Origin of the sequence: Exiguobacterium sp. s16 (genome assembly GCF_018618115.1) — a bacterium.
GTDB classification, from domain to species: Bacteria; Bacillota; Bacilli; order Exiguobacteriales; family Exiguobacteriaceae; genus Exiguobacterium; species Exiguobacterium mexicanum_A.
Map to the genome: position 1 here is coordinate 104406 of NZ_JACSLM010000005.1, position 18466 is coordinate 122871.

At 50.1% G+C, this 18466-nt stretch carries 21 protein-coding genes and 2 tRNA genes; 12 read left to right on the forward strand and 11 right to left on the reverse strand.

Going from position 1 to position 18466, the window contains the following annotated elements:
- Window positions 1-18: 18 nt before the first annotated feature.
- Window positions 19-948, forward strand: coding sequence for an alpha/beta fold hydrolase (locus tag KNP86_RS10715; RefSeq protein ID WP_214754268.1), 930 nt, complete (start codon window positions 19-21; stop codon window positions 946-948).
- A gap of 266 nt (window positions 949-1214) precedes the next feature.
- Window positions 1215-4058 (forward strand): SH3 domain-containing protein, encoded by a 2844-nt coding sequence (locus KNP86_RS10720; protein ID WP_214754270.1) that lies wholly within the window; start codon window positions 1215-1217, stop codon window positions 4056-4058.
- Between the two features lie 42 nt (window positions 4059-4100).
- Here KNP86_RS10720 and KNP86_RS10725 read toward each other — a convergent pair whose 3' ends face one another.
- Genes KNP86_RS10725 through KNP86_RS10735 form a run of 3 tightly spaced genes read right to left on the reverse strand, consistent with a single transcriptional unit; the run spans window position 4101 to window position 5427 of the window.
- Window positions 4101-4514 (reverse strand): hypothetical protein, encoded by a 414-nt coding sequence (locus KNP86_RS10725; protein WP_034781164.1) that lies wholly within the window; start codon window positions 4512-4514, stop codon window positions 4101-4103.
- Window positions 4511-5065 (reverse strand): hypothetical protein, encoded by a 555-nt coding sequence (locus KNP86_RS10730; RefSeq protein ID WP_034781166.1) that lies wholly within the window; start codon window positions 5063-5065, stop codon window positions 4511-4513. Before KNP86_RS10730 ends, KNP86_RS10725 begins: the two co-directional genes overlap by 4 nt.
- Before the next feature lie 2 nt (window positions 5066-5067).
- Window positions 5068-5427: a hypothetical protein gene (locus KNP86_RS10735; RefSeq protein WP_214708704.1), complete on the reverse strand. Its 360-nt coding sequence runs from the start codon at window positions 5425-5427 to the stop codon at window positions 5068-5070.
- A 128-nt stretch (window positions 5428-5555) separates the two neighbouring features.
- On the opposite strand from KNP86_RS10735, the gene KNP86_RS10740 reads away from it, so the two are divergent.
- The 4 genes from KNP86_RS10740 to KNP86_RS10755 all read left to right on the forward strand — a co-directional run bounded on the left by KNP86_RS10740 (window position 5556) and on the right by KNP86_RS10755 (window position 7302).
- Window positions 5556-5629: transfer RNA gene (locus KNP86_RS10740), tRNA-Gly, on the forward strand.
- Between the two features lie 16 nt (window positions 5630-5645).
- Window positions 5646-5719, forward strand: a tRNA-Gly gene (locus KNP86_RS10745).
- 180 nt (window positions 5720-5899) lie between these two features.
- The gene (locus KNP86_RS10750) at window positions 5900-6700 is read left to right on the forward strand and encodes an MBL fold metallo-hydrolase (protein ID WP_034781170.1); all 801 of its coding nucleotides are present in this window, start codon (window positions 5900-5902) and stop codon (window positions 6698-6700) included.
- A 395-nt stretch (window positions 6701-7095) separates the two neighbouring features.
- Window positions 7096-7302: a DUF3006 domain-containing protein gene (locus KNP86_RS10755; protein ID WP_016508383.1), complete on the forward strand. Its 207-nt coding sequence runs from the start codon at window positions 7096-7098 to the stop codon at window positions 7300-7302.
- Between the two features lie 45 nt (window positions 7303-7347).
- Here KNP86_RS10755 and KNP86_RS10760 read toward each other — a convergent pair whose 3' ends face one another.
- Entirely contained in the window at window positions 7348-7899 is a 552-nt protein-coding gene (locus KNP86_RS10760) for a TlpA family protein disulfide reductase (protein ID WP_138859961.1), read from the reverse strand.
- Window positions 7900-7973: 74 nt separating this feature from the next.
- On the opposite strand from KNP86_RS10760, the gene KNP86_RS10765 reads away from it, so the two are divergent.
- Window positions 7974-8825 carry an aldose 1-epimerase family protein gene (locus tag KNP86_RS10765; protein WP_251128517.1) on the forward strand — a complete coding sequence of 284 codons (852 nt, stop codon included), beginning with the start codon at window positions 7974-7976 and terminating at the stop codon, window positions 8823-8825.
- 34 nt (window positions 8826-8859) lie between these two features.
- On the opposite strand, the gene KNP86_RS10770 is transcribed toward KNP86_RS10765, so the two are convergent.
- The 3 genes from KNP86_RS10770 to KNP86_RS10780 all read right to left on the reverse strand — a co-directional run bounded on the left by KNP86_RS10770 (window position 8860) and on the right by KNP86_RS10780 (window position 11119).
- Entirely contained in the window at window positions 8860-9078 is a 219-nt protein-coding gene (locus KNP86_RS10770; RefSeq protein WP_034781174.1) for a PspC domain-containing protein, read from the reverse strand.
- Between the two features lie 27 nt (window positions 9079-9105).
- Window positions 9106-9810: an SDR family oxidoreductase gene (locus tag KNP86_RS10775; RefSeq protein ID WP_034781176.1), complete on the reverse strand. Its 705-nt coding sequence runs from the start codon at window positions 9808-9810 to the stop codon at window positions 9106-9108.
- A 79-nt stretch (window positions 9811-9889) separates the two neighbouring features.
- Window positions 9890-11119 carry an LCP family protein gene (locus KNP86_RS10780; RefSeq protein WP_214754272.1) on the reverse strand — a complete coding sequence of 410 codons (1230 nt, stop codon included), beginning with the start codon at window positions 11117-11119 and terminating at the stop codon, window positions 9890-9892.
- 202 nt (window positions 11120-11321) lie between these two features.
- On the opposite strand from KNP86_RS10780, the gene KNP86_RS10785 reads away from it, so the two are divergent.
- On the forward strand, window positions 11322-12236 hold the full coding sequence (locus KNP86_RS10785; protein WP_034781180.1) for a hypothetical protein: 915 nt from the start codon (window positions 11322-11324) through the stop codon (window positions 12234-12236).
- Window positions 12237-12416: 180 nt separating this feature from the next.
- Here KNP86_RS10785 and KNP86_RS10790 read toward each other — a convergent pair whose 3' ends face one another.
- Window positions 12417-12599: a hypothetical protein gene (locus KNP86_RS10790; protein ID WP_233005286.1), complete on the reverse strand. Its 183-nt coding sequence runs from the start codon at window positions 12597-12599 to the stop codon at window positions 12417-12419.
- 364 nt (window positions 12600-12963) lie between these two features.
- Here KNP86_RS10790 and KNP86_RS10795 point away from each other — a divergent pair, with 364 nt between their 5' ends.
- Window positions 12964-13836 carry a hypothetical protein gene (locus KNP86_RS10795; protein ID WP_214754274.1) on the forward strand — a complete coding sequence of 291 codons (873 nt, stop codon included), beginning with the start codon at window positions 12964-12966 and terminating at the stop codon, window positions 13834-13836.
- 58 nt (window positions 13837-13894) lie between these two features.
- On the opposite strand, the gene KNP86_RS10800 is transcribed toward KNP86_RS10795, so the two are convergent.
- Window positions 13895-14266 carry a hypothetical protein gene (locus KNP86_RS10800; protein ID WP_034781184.1) on the reverse strand — a complete coding sequence of 124 codons (372 nt, stop codon included), beginning with the start codon at window positions 14264-14266 and terminating at the stop codon, window positions 13895-13897.
- Between the two features lie 102 nt (window positions 14267-14368).
- Here KNP86_RS10800 and KNP86_RS10805 point away from each other — a divergent pair, with 102 nt between their 5' ends.
- On the forward strand, window positions 14369-14785 hold the full coding sequence (locus tag KNP86_RS10805; protein ID WP_214754276.1) for a VOC family protein: 417 nt from the start codon (window positions 14369-14371) through the stop codon (window positions 14783-14785).
- Between the two features lie 9 nt (window positions 14786-14794).
- Here the strand turns inward: KNP86_RS10805 and KNP86_RS10810 are convergent, their stop codons facing one another.
- A complete protein-coding gene (locus KNP86_RS10810) occupies window positions 14795-15844 on the reverse strand; it encodes an NAD(P)/FAD-dependent oxidoreductase (RefSeq protein ID WP_034781187.1) in 1050 nt (349 codons plus the stop codon).
- A gap of 189 nt (window positions 15845-16033) precedes the next feature.
- Here KNP86_RS10810 and KNP86_RS10815 point away from each other — a divergent pair, with 189 nt between their 5' ends.
- Together KNP86_RS10815 and KNP86_RS10820 are read left to right on the forward strand one after the other, a co-directional pair.
- Window positions 16034-16882 carry an ABC transporter ATP-binding protein gene (locus KNP86_RS10815; protein ID WP_034781188.1) on the forward strand — a complete coding sequence of 283 codons (849 nt, stop codon included), beginning with the start codon at window positions 16034-16036 and terminating at the stop codon, window positions 16880-16882.
- Between the two features lie 116 nt (window positions 16883-16998).
- The gene (locus KNP86_RS10820; RefSeq protein ID WP_034781189.1) at window positions 16999-17553 is read left to right on the forward strand and encodes a methyltransferase family protein; all 555 of its coding nucleotides are present in this window, start codon (window positions 16999-17001) and stop codon (window positions 17551-17553) included.
- A gap of 65 nt (window positions 17554-17618) precedes the next feature.
- On the opposite strand, the gene KNP86_RS10825 is transcribed toward KNP86_RS10820, so the two are convergent.
- Window positions 17619-18428, reverse strand: a complete 810-nt coding sequence (locus tag KNP86_RS10825; protein WP_214712213.1) for a DUF368 domain-containing protein — start codon at window positions 18426-18428, stop codon at window positions 17619-17621.
- Window positions 18429-18466: the final 38 nt, after the last annotated feature.

Consider the following 18466-nt stretch of genomic DNA (forward strand, 5'->3'; position numbering starts at 1 on the left):
CGACACGGAGGGATACAGATGGACGTCACGGAACATACGTATGCGGACGGGTATCGGACGCATGTGCTACACATTCCCACCTCACAACCAATTGGAAATTGCTTCATCTTTCACGGTATGCTTGAGCATCACCGACGATATGTCGAATTCGCTGTTTTTTTGTCAGAAATTGGTTTTAACGTATTCCTATGCGATCTCCGCGGTGCCGGTTCTTTGGCACGGGATCAGTCCACTTACGCCCACTTGTCTCCACATGAAGGATTTGATCAAATGGTTGACGACGCTATCTCACTCCTCGATCACTATCAAGACGAGTTGCCGACCGTCGTCCTCGGCCATAGTTTCGGCTCACTGCTCGCCCGTCGCCTCGGGCAACGGTTAGGTCATCGCCTGGCTGGCGTCATCGCCGTGTCTCCGCCTCCGCATTCGGGATGGATCGGGCGGATCGGACTGTATGCGATCGATTTGGCCATCCGGTTCAAAGGGAGCCAATATGAATCTCGCTTTTTCGAACGCTTGCTGTTCGGACGATACAACTTAAAGTTCTTACCCGCCACGACCGAGAGCGATTGGATTTCAAGCGTTCCAGAAGAAGTATCCGCCTATGTAAACGACCCGGATTGCGGTGGCATTCCGACGCTCGGCTACTTGCATGAGGTCGCCCGCGCCTCACTCGATGTGACGTCCACTGCCCGGATTCACGAGCATCCGAAAACGTTACCCATCTTGTTCGTTGTCGGGGCTGACGATCCGGTCGTCCATGACGGTGAAGGACTCACGGGAATCGTTCGTAAACACCAAATTGCCGATATCGAGTTGACCGTTCTCTCCTATGACAATGCCAGACATGAGATTTTGCGTGAACGACAACGACAAGACGTGTGGACCGATATCGGCGATTGGATGCATCAAACCGTACAAATCGAAAAAAGAACCTCCATTTCCTAGGAGGTTCTTTTTTCTTTCCATAATAATACATCACTTTTCTAATTCATTTACCTTTTTTGTAATTTACATTCTTCTTTCCAATTTTTAAGTACGCTATACTTAGACCGCACACTACATGAATACATACATGTTGATCTGTATTCACCGAAAGGGGTAACACATTGAAGCCAACAATCACACGATTGAGCACGGCCGTCCTCATCTCTAGCACAATGTTGAGTACGCTTGTTCCCGCTCATTCATATGCAGCAACATACGAAGGAACCGTGAATACATCTATTTTAAACGTACGTTCCGCCACTTCGACCACTTCGGACATTGTCGGGAAATTGACGCAAGGCGAGACCGTTCAAGTGTACACAACGAACGATAACTGGGCCCAAATCGAATTCGAGGGCGAAAAACGCTACGTGTCGGCAACGTATTTGACATTGAAATCAACCGTTGAAAAAACAGCGACGACAACGGCATCGGCCTACACAGCGGACGCGAACGTCAACTTGCGTTCGTCGACGTCGACTTCTGCCGTCATCCTCACGACGATCCCGAAAGACGCGACCGTGACCTATATCTCTTCGCACGGCGCGACCGGCTCGTGGATGAAAGTGACTTACGGGAAATATACAGGTTACGTTGCAGCCCGCTACTTCACACCGACGACGCCTGTCGAAACGCCTTACTATGCTGTCAAGACAGCCGTGCTGTATGACTCGACAGGTTCAGGGGCGACGAAAATCGGAACGATTCCGGCAGGTGCCAAAGTGACGCACCTCGCCTCACTCGGCGCGACCGGTTCGTGGTTTAAAATCGAGTACGGCTCGACCGTTGGATACGCCCCGGCCCGGAACTTCTCGACTTCGCTCTTGACACCGGAAGCGACGACCCCTTACTTTGCGGTCAAGAACGTCGCTCTCTATAACAGTTCCGCCTCGGGCGCGACGAAAATCGCGACGATCCCACTCGGTGCCCAAGTCGAACAACTCGCGATGCCAGGGCTGAGCTCATCTTGGTTCAAAATCCGCTACAATGGCGTGACCGGCTATGCGGCAGCACGTAATTTCTCAAAGACAAAACCAGAAACCGTCGTGCGGACGCCTTACTATGCCGCTCGTGACCTCGTCTTGTATAAATCATCAGCTTCAGGGGCGGAACGTCTACGGACAATCCGAGCCGGTAGCAAAGTAATACAAGTGTCAGAGGCCGGACTCGCAAGTTCGTGGTTCAAGATTGAATATGATGGCGTGACCGGCTATGCCGCGGCTCGAAACTTCTCGACGACTCCGCCAGAAGTGATTGTGATCAAACCTTATTACGCGATTCGCAACGTGGCGATGTATAGTTCATCGGCTTCGGGTGCGACGAAAATTGACACGATTCCATTCGGCGCGAAAATCGAGCAGATTTCGCAGAGTGGATTGTCGAGCTCATGGTTTAAAGTACGTTACGACGGGAAAACGGGCTATGCAGCTTCACGCCATTTCTCAGTCGACAAACCGGAGGTGATCGTCGTGACCGATTATTATACGACGCAACGAGTCGTCCTCTATGACCGGTCTGTTTCACCGAAAACAAAAATTGCCGTCATTCCGACGGGAACGAAAGTTCAGCAAATTTCTGAGGCTGGCTTGACGAGTTCGATGTACAAAATCAAGTACGGCTCGCTCACGGGCTATGCGACCGCCGCCTATTTCGCCGACAAACCACCGGCTCCAGAAGAACAGTTAGAAGCTGAACGGGAAGTCGAGGTCGTCGTCGCCAACAATGGCACGTTGAACGTCCGGACAAAACCGGTAGACGGGAACGTTATCGGTACGCTCGCTAACGGAACGGTCGTCAAAGTGAAACCAATCGTCGGCAGCGACTGGGGTGTCATCTCGTACCTCGTCAACGGTTCGCTCGTAAAAGGGTACATCTCCCTCACGTATACGAAACCGTACACGCCGCCTGTTGCCGGCAGTAAAGAGATGGTGATCACAGAGACTGCTTATCCGTATACGCTCGCGACGATGGTCACGAAGCAGCGCAACGTGTTCGCCCAGTCGGACGCATATCGCGCCGCGAACGCGTATGTACCGAAATCATACATCACTCGTGCGACAACGACTGCCACGACCGGGACGATCGCCTCGACAGAGCTATTTACAACTTCATTCCAGTACTTGAAAGCAACCGCCTCATCATCGGCTGCCAGCTTGACTAGCCTCTCGAGCAATACGAAGCTCGAATATCTCGGCACGCAAAAGGTCGGCTCGACGACTTGGTATAAAGTAAAATCGGGTCTATTGACGGGATATGTCAGCGCCGCCAACGTTGCTGGAAACGTCAAGGTGTTGAAAGATGCCTCATTGACGGCGCACTCGTTCGGGGTGATCAACCCGGGTGAGACGGTGACCATCACCGGTGAAATCGGTCAGTATTACACAATCAGCTACTATCGCCCGAGTGGATACAATATTCGCGTCTATGACCGGAATTGGCGTCTTGCGACGGATGAAGAAATCACACGTCAAGTTTCACCGACTTCGTTCGCCACGACGTCACGTGAATATTTCCAATTCCTCGACTTGTCGAAGAGTGCAGATTTGACAGCGACCGTGTTGAACAAATCGCTCGTCGGCAAAGGAATTTTAGCAGGCCGTGGCCAAGCGTTCATCGATGCCTCACGTACGCACAACGTCAACGAGATTTATCTGTTGTCGCATGCGTTATTAGAGACGGGACACGGAACGTCCGCACTCGCCAACGGGACAGTCGTCTCGAGCGTCGACGGCAAGGCCGTCACGCCGAAGACCGTCTACAATATGTACGGCATCGGTGCGATTGACGGGAACGCCCATGTCAAAGGTGCTGAGCGCGCTTATAAAGAAGGTTGGTTCACACCGGAAGCCGCTATCATCGGCGGGGCCAAGTTCATCGGCGACTCGTATATCAACAACCCGAGCCGGAAACAGAACACGCTCTATAAGATGCGGTTCAATCCGAGCAATCCAGGTACGTATCAATATGCCACCGATATTTCGTGGGCAACAAAACAAACGGCCAATATTTACAACATGTATCAACAGCTCGACGCTTACACGCTTTACTTCGAAGTTCCGAAATTCCAGTAAGACACAAAGAGACACGCAGCCGACGTTGGCGCGTGTCTCTTGTTATGTCCACTCGATCGAGTCGATAATCGATTCGATCTCTAACTTCTCATTCGTCACTTCATCGGCGACATACGTCAAAAACAAAAGTCGCTTCCCGTCTGTCAACGACCATACGTCGAGATGCATGCCGTCTTCAATTCCGCTCGCGTAGGCCGTCGTCATGCCGCCGGCCTCCGACGTGACGCTTGGGGCGACTTTGACGTCGATTGGGAACTCACCTAAAAACGTGTTCAACTCTTGAAGTGCGGCGTCACTCGGGGCTTGCGCTTCCTCCGCTTCATAGATAGACATTTGAAGCGTCCCTTGCGCATCTGCCTCGACAGAGTAAAAACTGACATGGTCTTCTTCTTCGTTGTATTCAAAGTGTTCTGGGTAGTCTAGACGGATCCAACCGTCAATTTCGTATTCCTTCATGCTGTTTGCTCCTTCGTTTTCTTGAATGCCAGCCCGGTCACCATTTTCGCTTGAAGCGCATATTTGAGACGCTCCGTTACGTAAAGGCGTTGGCTGTTTCGATCTTGGGCAATCATATGCCCGAATAAATTTAGTCTCACGGTTTGCCGTGACAAAAAATAGAGCCGATCCGGATCTAACGGTCGATACTCGCCCGAATCTTCAAGATGTTCAATCTCGAAACGGCGTAACACGTTGAGTGCGCAGTATTGATCCGTCTTTCCGGTGCTCGTGTGCAACTCGACTCGAACGAGTTGAATATCATATGGGCATAAGTTCATAAAAATCGGGCCGATTCGTTCGTGGATGAGCAGGACACCCATATCCGTCTCAATCAAATCGGGAAGTGCCTGCATGTCTTGAGAGATACTCAAGACGACGTAAGGGCGTTCAGTCGGTGCGAGCAATTCCCCTTTAAAAAAGCGGAATCGTTGGATGCCGGTCAATACACGGGCCCGCCAGGCACTCCCACGAGCTTCCGCTTCAATCCGATATAGCCTTTCTCGACTCACGACTACTCCCCCTTCATCTGTTTGAGCGACGCGACGAATCGTTCCCACTCCTGGTCGTCACAGACGACCTTACTTTCAATTCCCCATTCTTCATCGATAGTCAAACGTACTTCGTTCGTTTCGAGATGACGCGTGAGCTGTAATGCCCCGATTTGGACGAATAACGGTTCAATGATGAACTGATCGGTCGCCGGACTGACCCATTTCAAGCGCTCTGTCCGGAGAATCACATGCCAATTCGCCTCACGGCTGATCGAGAATGTCCATTGGCGCAGCTTCGTCTCATGATTGATTTGTTTGCCTTCTTTCATCATCCGAAAGCCCTCGCTCATCATCTGTAAATAGGATTTACGCTCACTCATGCCCCATCCACTCCTCTCTCCTATTATCTTAGCAAGACGACCTAGCCGCAACAACCAATGTTTTTTCAAAAAAGGGTTTGCAAAGCTAAAATCCTGTGCTATTATATTACCGTAACGTTAAGCGTTTCGCGGGTGTAGTTTAATGGTAAAACCTCAGCCTTCCAAGCTGATGACGAGAGTTCGATTCTCTTCACCCGCTCCATTTTAAAATTTCATATGCGGGTGTAGTTTAATGGTAAAACCTCAGCCTTCCAAGCTGATGACGAGAGTTCGATTCTCTTCACCCGCTCCAATTACCGACATATACGCGAGAATTTGCTCGCACACATAACCGCACGGTGTACCGTGCATGAAGCAGGACGTCATTTGACGTTCTGCTTTTTTTGTTTTTCACGATAATAGCAGTCATACCGGCGACGCTTAAATGATGACGATTCGGGAAAAGGATGGAAGACAAGAAGGAGGGATTCCCGTGATTCAAGTACGTCTTCAACCGTTCACTGTTTACGAAAGTGCACTCATGCGAACGACTTCGACGTTGATTGAGACGAATGAGAGCTTAATCGTCATCGACCCGAACTGGCTGCCTGAAGAGATTGCCACCATCCGCCGAGACGTCGAACTGCGTCGACAAGGCAAAAAGCTGTATGTCATCTATACGCACCAGCATTACGACCATATTATCGGTGCCTATGCGTTTCCCGATGCGACCGTCATCGCATCTCAGGCGTTCGTCGAGACGGATGCGCGCTCGCAGTTAGACGAGATCCAGTCGTTTTATGAGCAGTATTATATCGATCGCCCCATCGTCAAACCGGCCGTCGACATCATGATCTCCGAGGACGGGACGCTCGCACTCGGCTCTACCCCCATCACGTTTTTATTGACGCCCGGACACGAGTCGACTCATATGTCTTTAATCGTCGAACCGTTGCGACTCCTGATTTGTGGCGACTACGGGTCCAATATCGAGCCTCCGTTCATCGAGCATGATGCCGAGGCGTATTTGAATTCCTTGCAAAAACTCCAAGCCGCCATTTATGAGTATGAGATTCGTTGGCTCGTCCCGGGCCATGGCGATTTATGCGACGATCGCAGCAAGATGATGGAGCGGCTGAGCGCGGCCGAAGAGTATATCCTCGCTCTGCCCGAGGAACGGGTTTGGTCTCCCCATTGGCCCGAGCACGCCTTTTTCCAACGCGTCCATGAACGGAACCGTAAGCACGTCGAACAAAAAGCGAAAGATCGCGAGTCACGGCAGCAAGATTATTGACACAAAAAAATCGCAACGTCTCCCCAAGACGTTGCGATCCCCCCTATTATGTAGACCTATTTCTTTGTGATGCGCTCTGAACGGACCGTGAACATACGGTCAATCCCATAAATGGTCACGCCGGTTAAGGCGAGCAATCCAATCATAGCTGATGAAAACATTGACCATACCCCCATTGTTCACAAATTCGTCAAAATCACCCCGTGCCTTCATTATAGAAGAAAACAAACAAAAAAGAAAGCGTTTTCTTCTAACTTTCTTCACAATTTTGTCACCTCTTTGAGTTCCCATTTGCTTGTCCAGCCTTGCGCAAATATGTGTAGCTTTTGTGGAATGTGGGAATACACTCTATAAGAATAAAGAGACAGAAAGCTGTTCGTTGAGGAGGAAGAGGCATGATTAAGTACGGCACATTGGTGCGGGTCGAAGGGAAGTATGCCGTGTTACGTTGGAACAACGGCTCGAGTTTCATCCCAAGACGATTCTTGCCATCAGAAGCACGTGTTGGCGATACAATCATTCGAGATAATCATCACTATTATCTCGAGGAAGACATGACACCGAATTTTGATGCGCTCATCAAACAACATTATAAAAAGTAGACAAAGACAGACCGGTTCACTCCCAGTCTGTCTTTGTCCGTTCATTTACTTTGTTTTGTCTCGCAACCAATCGAAATCGACCGGTCCGACTTGTTTGGCGGTGATCACACCGTCTGATCCGATGACATAGGTCGTCGGCATGGCCACAATGCGATACGTTTTTACAGCCTCGCCGTCTTCGTCTAACAGGACCGGGAAACTGAGCGGCACTTCTTCTAAAAATGCATCGACATCTCGTCGGCCGCGACGTTCATTATTCGTGATGTTCACGCCTAGCACAGGGACGCCCGTCTCATCGCTAAATTTAATCAGTTCAGGTAGTTCTTCACGGCACGGAGGACACCACGTCGCCCAGAAGTTCACTACAACCGGCTGTCCATTGTAATCGGCGAGCGATAGGCGTTCCCCTTCGACCGTCTCCAGTTCAAGGGCCGGCGCGCGTTGACCGACCTCGAGACCGCCAAGTACGCTATCGTCCGTGGCGATGCTGACCGCCGGTTCCTTCGCCTGACTATTAAACTCGTCATATCCTTTATAGCCTAAACCGGCCACGAGGCCAGCCATGATCAATCCAATCGCTAGTTTATGAAATCGCATGATTTACCCCTTGTCCTGTGTACTGTTCACTCCTAAACTTAACTTATCATATCATTCAAAGGAGAGTAACTATCTTGCAACTTTACAACGAGAAAGTTAGCGTCACACTAAAAGCACACGGTGCCGAAATGACCAGTTGGAACGTCGACGGGACGGAGCTCCTCTGGCAAGGTGACCCAACGTATTGGGGCCGGCAAGCCCCGATCCTTTTTCCGTTCGTCGGACGCCTGCTCGACGACCGTTACTTATATGACGGAATGACGTACACGATGAGCCAACACGGATTTGCGCGCGACGAACTGTTCGAGGTCGCCGAGGCTTCCGATACCCACGTCCGCTTTATCCTGCGCGATTCTGTCGAGACGCGTAAACACTATCCATTTTCATTCGAACTGAATGTCATCTATCGCCTCATCGGCGAAGAGTTGAGCGTGACGTATCGTGTCGTCAACCGAGATGATACCGTCCTCCCGTTCAGCATCGGCGGGCACCCGGCCTTTAATATCCCATTTGCCGGGGGGACGTTTGAAGACTATACGATTGACTTTGGGGAGACGCGAACACTCGACCGTCTATTGCTCGAAGGACCTTACTTGACGGGTGCCTATCAACCTCTCGGGGAACGCCGTTACATCCCGCTGACTCATCACTTGTTCGACCAAGATGCCCTCATCTTTGAACAAATCGAGTACGCAGCGCTTCGACATCAACCGAGCGGTCGGGCCATCGTCATGGAATCCCCTCACTTCACCCATTTCGGCATCTGGTCGCCTCCACACTCCGACGCCCCGTTCGCTTGTCTCGAACCTTGGTTCGGACACGCTGACTACAAAGGTCATCGGAAGGACATCCGCCATAAAGAAGATATGCAACTGCTCGACCCTGGTGAGTCGTTCGAGGCGACTTACACGCTCTATACCGAATAAAAAACGAGCTGACCGATGCGGTCAGCTCGTTTTGTTAAAAGCGATTTTCTTGCTCCGCCTCATACTCTGACGGCGGTTTTTTCATGACGATGGCCAGGACGATATAAATCAATAGACCAGGACCCCCGAACAAAGCGAGGACGACGAAGATGATGCGCATTAACGTGACATCGACCCCGAGGTATTTCCCTAGTCCCGAACAGACACCGGCAATCATTTGATCAGACGGATCTTTATACAATTTTCGTTCCATCAGGACACCTTCTCCTCCAGATTTTCGTTAGCGTTGTGGTCGACGAAGCGTCGTTCTGCCTCCAGTCGCCACTTCTCCACGACTGTCAAAATCGAGTGCTTCATTGATTGGGGTACTGCCGGATTTCACTTCGATCCGACGGCCATACAACCCACGATTATCGAGCGAAGCGGTGATGATCGTCGCGACGTCCGTTTCAGAAATCGTCGCACCATTCGCATCACTCAAGTCTTCCGATGCCTCAATCGAGCCTTTCCCTGGCCCATCTACAATTGTCACTGGGCAAATGATCGTGTAGTTTAAACCGCTATGTTCGATATACTCATCGGCCGCGTTATTGGCAGACAAGAAGTTGAAATGTTCTTTCGGTGCCGCGTCCGGTTGATCCGCGCCGTATGCACTGAGCAAGACGACGTGACGGACACGTTCTTTTTTAGCAGCGTCAATCGCTTTCATCGCGACGTTGCGGTCCAGCAGTTCGATTTCCTTGCTTGATCCATCTGCCCCTGCCGTTGCCGCGATGATGACGGCATCTTGTCCCGAGGTCGCCTCGTGAATCCCTTTATCCAATTCTTTCTCGACGTCGACGGTGAGCACGCGCGCACCCATCTTTTCATACTCTGCCTGTAGTTCAGGATAACGAATTAAAGCGGTCACTTGATGCGATTTCGCTAAACTTTTCAATACACGTCTACCGATCTTTCCTGTTGCTCCAATGACTAAAACTTTCATTCAAATTTCCCTCCTCAAAAGAGTAGTTCATTTGATTAAATTTCCTCTTTCGGAACGGAATCAAACCCTTTTCGCGAAATTATCTCACCGTTCCCCACATCGTCAAGTCGAGGGCGTCACGAATGGCTTGAACACTCGCTTCGGTCGGTTGATAGTAATAGACGTTATCGATGTAGGCGTCTTCTCCTTCGATTTGAAGTTTATCCACCTGTGGCTGTAATACCATCGTCATTCCGATCGATGCCATCTGCAACGGATTCATTTCGAGTCCCATCTCGTCTTTCATGAAACGATACGTCGCCGGGATTTTCGTCCACCCCGTCGGACTGGCCAATTTATCGGCGACGGCCGACATGACTTCGGTTTGACGGTTCGAGCGGGCACCGTCCGTGTCTGTCTTCCGGTGACGGGCGTAGGCGAGCGCCATGTCCCCGTCCATGGCGTAAGACACTCCTTCTGTGTACTCATACGTTTGATTGAAGCCTTTCTCGCTGAACGAGTGGGTCGCTGTGACGTTGACGCCGCCGACGAGGTCAATCAATTCCATAAACGTTTCAAACGTGATCACGACTTGACCGTCGACCGAGGTTTCCGTCAGTCCCTCTACCGCCCCGACCGTACAATCCGCACCGCCATAGGCGAACGCATGGGTGATTTTATCGCCTTCTCGTTCTGGTTCGCAAGGAATCGCTGTATACGTGTCCCGCGGAATCGAGACGTTTTGAACAGTGCGTGAACGTGGTACAAATTCCATCAACTGTAAAGAGTCCGTCCGTGATCCAGATAATGATTCTCCGACGCGGGCGTCACTTCCCATCACTAAAAACGTGACAGGACGCGTTGCCATATAGCCGACTCCGATGAGGAGGAGCAACATGACAAGCAATAGCTTCCCTTTCCACTTCCGGCGGCGCGGTTTGTCTTTCGGTGCGGTCGCCTCATGTTTGACGTGAGTTCGTTCCGGTTCACGTGTTTGGCGTCTCGGTTCCCGTCGTTCTTCTCGACGTGGCTTTGATTTACGTTTCGTGCCGAACGGAAGGGTTAACTTCGCTTTCGGTTTCCGGACGTCGCGCGCTTTCTTTTTTGGTTCAGACGACTGTTCATGCGCTCGGTTTAGAAACGGATGCTCGCCTTGTGTCGCCTCTGCTTGCCGGCCCGTCTCCCATCTTTCCGGGTTCTCTTCGTTTGTTTGATGATCTATCGTTTCGTGTCGAGCTTGTTCGTTTAGCTGAGCCTCTTCACTCAACCGTTCCCGTTCGAGCTCACGCTTTCTGCGTTCGACACGTGATAAGTGTTGATCGTCATTCATATGCAATACCTCAATTATGGTTAGATTTTTCTACATTATCATCGACAAACGTTTTTCTGACAACGGTTAACGTAAAAATCCGTCTCAAGCATGAGACGGAAGGGTTGTTTTGAATCGAAAGCGGGAAAGGAATAATAATTGGTGTCTGCCCATCTGCGGACAGTTACTTTGTTCGACGTCCTCTTGAAAGGAGGGAGAGCTAATGCGTATCGGGAAGTTACGGATGTTGCTAGAACAGTACGGCGAAGCCACGCTTCGCGATGTGATTGTCGAGATGTATCGAAACATCCCTAAAACCGTGATTGAAGAGAAAGACATCGACTTTATGGTCAGCCAGTTCACACGATATAAAGAACAAAAATCGTCAGACGAACGTCATTCGCTCTCACAAACCATCGTCCTCGCTGAACGTTTTGTCGAATTGGCTTATGATCACTTATATGTAGTACCGAACCAAGTGATGAGTGAACGTGACCAAAAAAATTGGTACATTCATGCGAAAAAAATCATTCGCGATTTAGCCTATTACGCGGATGACGAGCCCGAGGCCCGGACGATGTACGAAGAAATGTTTTTGTTGCTGTCGTCTTCAGCGGGAGAAGAACCGCTCTTCACAACGAGCGATCCTTTCCGGTTGTTAAAATTGTCTCAAACCACGATGTTATCCCAACTGATTCAGTATTATCAACTTGATGCCCCCACGACCGCCGTTTGGATCGATCGTTCCTTATACACCGCACTCCATGTCCCAAAAGATGTTGACTCGACTCGGGTCGACCTGCTCTCGACACTCCTCGATCAATCTTATAATTCGTCCGAATGGAATTTGCTCCGTGAACGTTTGACCACGTTGTGCGACCGCACATTAGCCAAAGCCCACACAGACGAGAACGCCCTTGCCGATTATCAAGCCTTAAAGATGCTTGAGCTGGAATTACTCGTGGAGCGCGGCCATTTATCAGAAGCCGAACAAAAGTTGTTCGCCGAATATATCCCTTTCTTCTCCCATCGTTCAGAACCGTTCAAAGTATATGTGAATATGCTCGAAAGTCGTGGCCATGCGAATGAAACGAAACGATTGCGACGACTCGCCAAAGAAAAACGAATCCAATTTTAATCATACAAAAAAGGGAGTCAATCGACAGCGTCGGTTGACTCCAAAACATGATATGAACGAGGGGTGTTCATCTGAAAAGGAGGGGAAGTTGGTGCAGAACTTCCTTCCTACACGTTTAGTATAAATCAGATTTGAAACCGCTTCCGATTCAGATATTGCATTTTTGTGAACGTTTTCACGTTATTCAATCGCATTGATAATCCCTAGCCCAATCACGGATAATAATACAATCAATACAAAAATGAACACCATCTCGTTCGGGGAGCGAAACCCTTCATATAGTTCTACCGCTTCGTCAACGATGACGTTCTCATGGACAACGATCGGATTCGTTTCCGCCTGCGCCGTATGCGGTATACCCATCAACACTACTGCTAATAACCAAAAACTTATTACGTATCGCATAGTCGTCTCCTTGACTCGTTTCTTACCCATCAGTATAGCATGTCTTTTTCATTTAACATGAATTGGATTGTTCTATGTTTTAACAAATATCACACCCTGTTTCATCCTCCGCCATCAAACCTCTTTATGTATGTCTTAGCCAGATAGAGTCTCGTCCTTGAGCCATTTCCACGTCAAATCGGAAAGATTTTTGGGTGTTTTTTGAAACAAATACGCCCTTGATTTCCCAATAAATGTTCATCAATTTAATACGAGCATTTATATGTGGTAACGCTTACAATTTAAGGGTATCTCATTTTATATAGAAAGTAGGACCGCTCGGATGAAGCAGACCTTTACCATCAAAGAAAGTCGTGAACTTCCACCCCATCTTCGACCATTGCTCCACAATCTTTATAACCCTCAGCACGTCCCGAATCTGTTCAGCTTTCCACCACAGTGCTCGTTGTATACCGGTTGGCTAGGAAATGAGCTCATGGCCGCCATCACCGTGGATTATCGTGACCTCCCCACCACCCAACAGATTCGCATGACTGATGCAGCCTATACAAACTTCGCGGCATTGCGTGGGTTGATCGATCGCGTCTTGTATCAATTCCATCCGCATATCGGACAAAAAACGATGGTCTCTTTAAATGTCCAAAACGCAAAGGCACTTCAACGACTCGATTCGTTCACCGCCATCGGGTTCACACCTCATCTTGAGTCGACCGTTTATGATTTACCTGTACTACCGTTCCAAAAAGAGACATACGCGCAATGGCAACTCTGCCTTGAGCATCCGGAAACGTATGCGTTATGGTCATCGACCCGCAATCAGTACGCCCGTCTTTTGCCAGGCGCCTTACCGGTTTCGGCTAGAACCATCGACGAATGTCATCGAAATCAAGGTGCGTTCCATTCATTGAGACGGAACGGTGCTGTCGTGGGCACGATGTATAGCCGAATCGAGTTCTCGCGCTTGCATATTCATGAGCTCCACATGACGTGCGACTCATTCACGACCCGAGAAGGTCTCTCGTTCCTCCAACAATCATCTTTCATAAAGTTGAAAAAGATTCAAGACGTCAAGGTCACAGTGACATCGCTCCAACCAAGCTTGCGAGACGCCCTACTAAAACAAAAAGCCACCCAAACATCTGTCAGCACTCATACATTTTTAAAAGAATTGGTCCCTTATCCTTCTGTACAGTAAACAGTAAAAAAACACGAAACGTTCTGGGTCCTTCATCGGACTCGTTCGTTTCGTGTTTTCATTCGGCAGCGTTTGTCGATTCCATCGCGAGCGGTGGCATCTGTTCAAAAAGATCGGTTCTAAGTCCTGTATCGCGCCGATCCAACGATTCGATTCGATCGAATTGGATCTCGCGGTCCGCCACGCTGAACCAATAGGTGATATGTGGCTCGTCTGTAAAACGCAGGGCATAATTGGAACCGTTCAAATGAAAGTCCACTTCCGTCGACAAAATTTCAGCAGGACCAATTTTTTTATGTGTCGTCAATCGTTCCAGGACGACTTGTTCTTCATTGATCCGATAATCGACAAACGTCGCAAGTGAGAGTCCAAACACAAATGACACCAGCGCGAACGCGCTGATCAATCCAAGAGTGATCTTTCCGTTCATTTCGCCGTCCCTCCCTCTTTCAGTATATCGGATTCCGACAAAACGTTGTGAAGTGACATTTTGTTCAAGTTTCGTCAAACTAGAGTGTGAGGAGGGATCAAGATGCACATTGACCATACCGGAATCGCTGTCCGTGATTTAGACGAAGCGATTTCATTTTACACGACCGTCCTACAAGGGAAGCTCGTCGATCGCTACACAAACACAGCGGTCGGCGTCGAGACGGAAATCGCCGTCATCCACGTCGGTGACGATGTGATTGAACTGTTGTTGCCGACGAGCCCAACGAGTCCAATCGCCCGCTTCATGAAAGCACGAGGCAAAGGCGTCCACCATATCGCCTACCAGGTTGATGACTTAACTCAATCGATCGAGTCGCTCAAACGAGACGGCATTTCCTTTTTAGAGGACACGTTGCGGACGACGGCAAAAGGCCGACGTCTCATCTATATGGACCCACGTCATTCGGGCGGCGTCATCGTCGAACTGTGCGACTATCCGACAACAAGCAAGCAGTGAGGGAGCCCCTCACTGCTTTTGTAATGCCTGCTCGATGATATCACGGTTTTTTGTCTTCAACCGTTCGTTGTGCGAGGACACCATCGCCGCTTTCGTGGCGTCCGGATCGATGAACGTCTTTGCACGGTTGACGGCATTGGCCGCATCTTGGAAAGCGCCCGCGATGAGGTGGACTTTCCCTTCATGCGTCAAAATGTCGCCAGCCGCATATAAACCTGGCACCGACGACTCGCTGCTCGCATTGCCTTTCACGTAAAAACCATCCACCATCTCGACTTGTAACTCGCAATCACCGAGCAGCGCCGTATCCTGCTCGTACCCATGGTTGATGACGACTTCGTCGACTTCTACGAGATCACGTTCCCCCGTCCCGCAATCGACGAGCGAAACCGCATGAATCGTCGTCCCATCCCGAGAGATGAGGTCTTCGATTTGCGTATGCAACCGACAGTCGACACGGCCACAAAGCAACTTATCGACTTGTGACTCATGTCCCTTGAGCGCTTCTTTCCGGTACGTTAAAATGACGCGCTCAGCAATCGGTTCGAGCTCATTGGCCCAGTCGATGGCACTGTTGCCGCCCCCTGAGATCAATACTGTCTTTCCTTTGAACGCCATGAGCGATTTGACCGTATAGTGTAAATTCGAGACCTCGAAGCGCTCTGCCCCGCTGATATCGATTTTCTGTGGTTGTAGGATGCCGCTTCCTGTCGCGACGATGACCGTCTTGGAAACATGCTGTCCATGTGTCGTATCGAGTACGAAATGGCCTTGGTTGTCCTTCGTCATCGATTCGACTTTCTCTCCGAGCACGACGGTCGGATCAAACGTCAAGCCTTGTTCCACCAATTGTTCGATAAGGCGAGCACCGGTCGTCGGTGTGACCCCGCCCACGTCCCAAATCATCTTCTCTGGATAGACATGGATTTTGCCGCCGAGATGTGGTTGAAACTCAATCAATTTCGTCTTCATCCCACGAAGCCCACTATAAAACGTCGCATATAGTCCGGCTGGTCCGCCCCCAATAATCGTTACATCATATACATCTTGTTCGCTCATCGCCCTCACCCTTCCTTGAAACTCCAGCGCCATTGATTCTCATTCTCATTCACTATACCTTGAAACACGCCTGTCGACAATCTATTTTGACATCAAACAAACATTGACACGATGTGTGGCACTTGCTATAGTAGATTCGATATTGAGAATCATTATCACGGGCGTCATCTACGGAAAGGGGAATCCATCATGTCACGGATACATACGACAGATATCGAGGTCGGATATGGCGACAAGACGATTGTAAAACAATTGAGCTTGTCGATTCCCGACCATAAAATCACGACGATCATCGGACCGAACGGCTGTGGAAAATCGACGCTCTTGAAGGCGATGACCCGGATTCTTTCTCCGTCTAACGGTTCAGTCCATTTGGACGGAGCCGACATCGCCAAATGTAACACGAAAGAGATCGCCCGAAAAATGGCGATCCTGCCGCAAACGCCAGAAGGTGCCGGCGGATTGACGGTTGGAGAACTCGTCTCCTACGGCCGGTTCCCTTATCAATCCGGATTTGGCCGCCTTTCGAAACATGATCATGAAGTGATTGATTGGGCGCTTGACGTGACCGGGACGCTCGCCTATAAAGACCGAAGCGTCGATGCCCTCTCAGGCGGACAACGTCAGCGTGTATGGATTGCGATGGCGCTCGCCCAAGAGACCGATTTGATTTTCTTGGATGAACCGACGACGTATCTCGACTTGGCCCATCAGCTCGAAGTACTCGAACTGCTCGAGACGCTCAATCGAGACCAAGGACGAACCATCGTCATGGTCCTCCACGACTTGAATCAGGCCGCTCGCTTTGCCGATCACATCGTCGCGATGAAAGACGGCGAAGTACTCGCGACAGGAACGGCCGAAGAAGTCATCTGTCCGCTCGTCCTCAGACAAGTATTCCACATCGATGCCATCATCGGTCGCGACCCGCGGACCGAGAAGCCGATGTGTCTCACGTATCACTTGATCAAAGAAGAGACAAACGAAGTGAAACACGACAAACAGGTCGCCGCAGCACTGCTTGCCAACGCGCATTAATCGGCTGAGCACTACTTGACGTCCCGCACATTGCGAGACGTTTTTTCATTCAGCGTGCGTTTTTGGGGAGGAAGACGCGGGTATTGAGTGGAAGATACTGAGAAAGGAGGCACGCTATGGATTGGTTAGACGGGTTCTTCATTCTCATCTCAGTCGCTTGGCTATATGAAATTTGGCGTTACCGAAATCGGTCCGAACCGACCGACGGCGCCAGTGAGCACGCCAGTTTTTACATCGTTTCATTGATCATGGTCATCGTGTTCGCGGTTTCCATCGGATTATCCGTCTGGACAGATGTACGTCAACCGCTTCCCCAACGTCTGCTCGGACTCGGTTGCTACGTAGCCGGAGTGTCGCTCCGCTATTGGGGCATCGGGCAGTTGCGCCATCAGTTCACCCGTCACGTCGTCGTCCGTCCCGAGGATGAACTCGTCAGTTCGGGGCCGTATCGCTATTTACGTCACCCGCTCTACACAGGGCTCTTGTTTATCACGCTCGGGTTTTCACTTTACTTCACGCATTGGGGCATCGCCTTATTCGGCACATTCTCGATTGGTTTAGCGCTGTTATGGCGAATTCATATCGAAGAGAAGATGCTGACCTCTCATTTCGGGAGCGCGTATCGAACGTGGGCCAAATCGCGTAAACGATTGATCCCGTTCATCTATTGAGCAACAATCGCTGAATAAACCAAAAACATGCACGCCGTCAATCGATGACGGTCGTGCATGTTTTTTTATACAGAGAAGCGTCCGAGCAGACGGACGATCATAAAGCCTGCTCCAAATGAGAGGATACTGAGCACCCACATGAGCGTCGTGTCCGGGAGACCCGGGAATACGACCGCGAGCGAGCCGATGACGAGGCCTAAAATGACGGAAAACGTCATGCCTGGAAAATGGCCGAGCAAATAGCGGATCACTTTACTGCTGACGATGAAACCGACCGCCACCCCAAGACCGACGATACCGATGATGAGAATATTCAAGTTCGATAACGCACTGATGACGGTTGGATAGACCCCGATGAGAAGCAAGACGAACGAGCCACTAATCCCTGGTAACAACATGGCCATACTTCCGAGCCATCCTGAGAAGAACAACAGGATCGCCGTGCTTGTGGAAAGTTCTGTAATGATGGCCGTATCTGCCGGTTTAATGATAGCCATGCTCGCCACAAGAATGGCCCCGATCACCATGGCGACGATATGTACCGGACGCATGACCGCACGTGATCGAAATTCAAACAGGAGCAACGGAATTATCCCGAGAATCAACCCGATGAAAAAGAACTGGGTCGGCTCGTAATATTCAAGCAGCAAAAATTCGATCACGCGGCTAAGACCTAAAATCGCACCCGCCATCCCGATCCCGAGCGGAATCAAGAACAAGATATGCTGTTTCCAATGTCGACTGAAAATCCCACTGATCGCTTCGATCAACCGGTCATAAATTCCTAAAATAACTGCAATCGTCCCACCACTGACACCGGGAATCAAGTCACTCGTCCCCATCGCGATGCCGCGCAGGATATTTTTCCATTCCATACATGATCTCCTTTTTCGCTACTGATTCATTTCAAGCA

Excerpts from the sequence above, each read along its gene's own strand:
- KNP86_RS10715 (WP_214754268.1), top strand. The coding sequence starts at position 19 with ATGGACGTCACGGAACATACGTATGCGGACGGGTATCGGACGCATGTG.
- KNP86_RS10725 (WP_034781164.1), bottom strand. The coding sequence starts at position 4,514 with ATGAAGGAATACGAAATTGACGGTTGGATCCGTCTAGACTACCCAGAA.
- KNP86_RS10735 (WP_214708704.1), bottom strand. The coding sequence starts at position 5,427 with ATGAGTGAGCGTAAATCCTATTTACAGATGATGAGCGAGGGCTTTCGG.
- KNP86_RS10755 (WP_016508383.1), top strand. The coding sequence starts at position 7,096 with ATGATTAAGTACGGCACATTGGTGCGGGTCGAAGGGAAGTATGCCGTG.
- KNP86_RS10760 (WP_138859961.1), bottom strand. The coding sequence starts at position 7,899 with ATGCGATTTCATAAACTAGCGATTGGATTGATCATGGCTGGCCTCGTG.
- KNP86_RS10770 (WP_034781174.1), bottom strand. The coding sequence starts at position 9,078 with ATGGAACGAAAATTGTATAAAGATCCGTCTGATCAAATGATTGCCGGT.
- KNP86_RS10775 (WP_034781176.1), bottom strand. The coding sequence starts at position 9,810 with ATGAAAGTTTTAGTCATTGGAGCAACAGGAAAGATCGGTAGACGTGTA.
- KNP86_RS10780 (WP_214754272.1), bottom strand. The coding sequence starts at position 11,119 with ATGAATGACGATCAACACTTATCACGTGTCGAACGCAGAAAGCGTGAG.
- KNP86_RS10785 (WP_034781180.1), top strand. The coding sequence starts at position 11,322 with ATGCGTATCGGGAAGTTACGGATGTTGCTAGAACAGTACGGCGAAGCC.
- KNP86_RS10790 (WP_233005286.1), bottom strand. The coding sequence starts at position 12,599 with ATGGGTATACCGCATACGGCGCAGGCGGAAACGAATCCGATCGTTGTC.
- KNP86_RS10795 (WP_214754274.1), top strand. The coding sequence starts at position 12,964 with ATGAAGCAGACCTTTACCATCAAAGAAAGTCGTGAACTTCCACCCCAT.
- KNP86_RS10800 (WP_034781184.1), bottom strand. The coding sequence starts at position 14,266 with ATGAACGGAAAGATCACTCTTGGATTGATCAGCGCGTTCGCGCTGGTG.
- KNP86_RS10805 (WP_214754276.1), top strand. The coding sequence starts at position 14,369 with ATGCACATTGACCATACCGGAATCGCTGTCCGTGATTTAGACGAAGCG.
- KNP86_RS10810 (WP_034781187.1), bottom strand. The coding sequence starts at position 15,844 with ATGAGCGAACAAGATGTATATGATGTAACGATTATTGGGGGCGGACCA.
- KNP86_RS10815 (WP_034781188.1), top strand. The coding sequence starts at position 16,034 with ATGTCACGGATACATACGACAGATATCGAGGTCGGATATGGCGACAAG.
- KNP86_RS10820 (WP_034781189.1), top strand. The coding sequence starts at position 16,999 with ATGGATTGGTTAGACGGGTTCTTCATTCTCATCTCAGTCGCTTGGCTA.
- KNP86_RS10825 (WP_214712213.1), bottom strand. The coding sequence starts at position 18,428 with ATGGAATGGAAAAATATCCTGCGCGGCATCGCGATGGGGACGAGTGAC.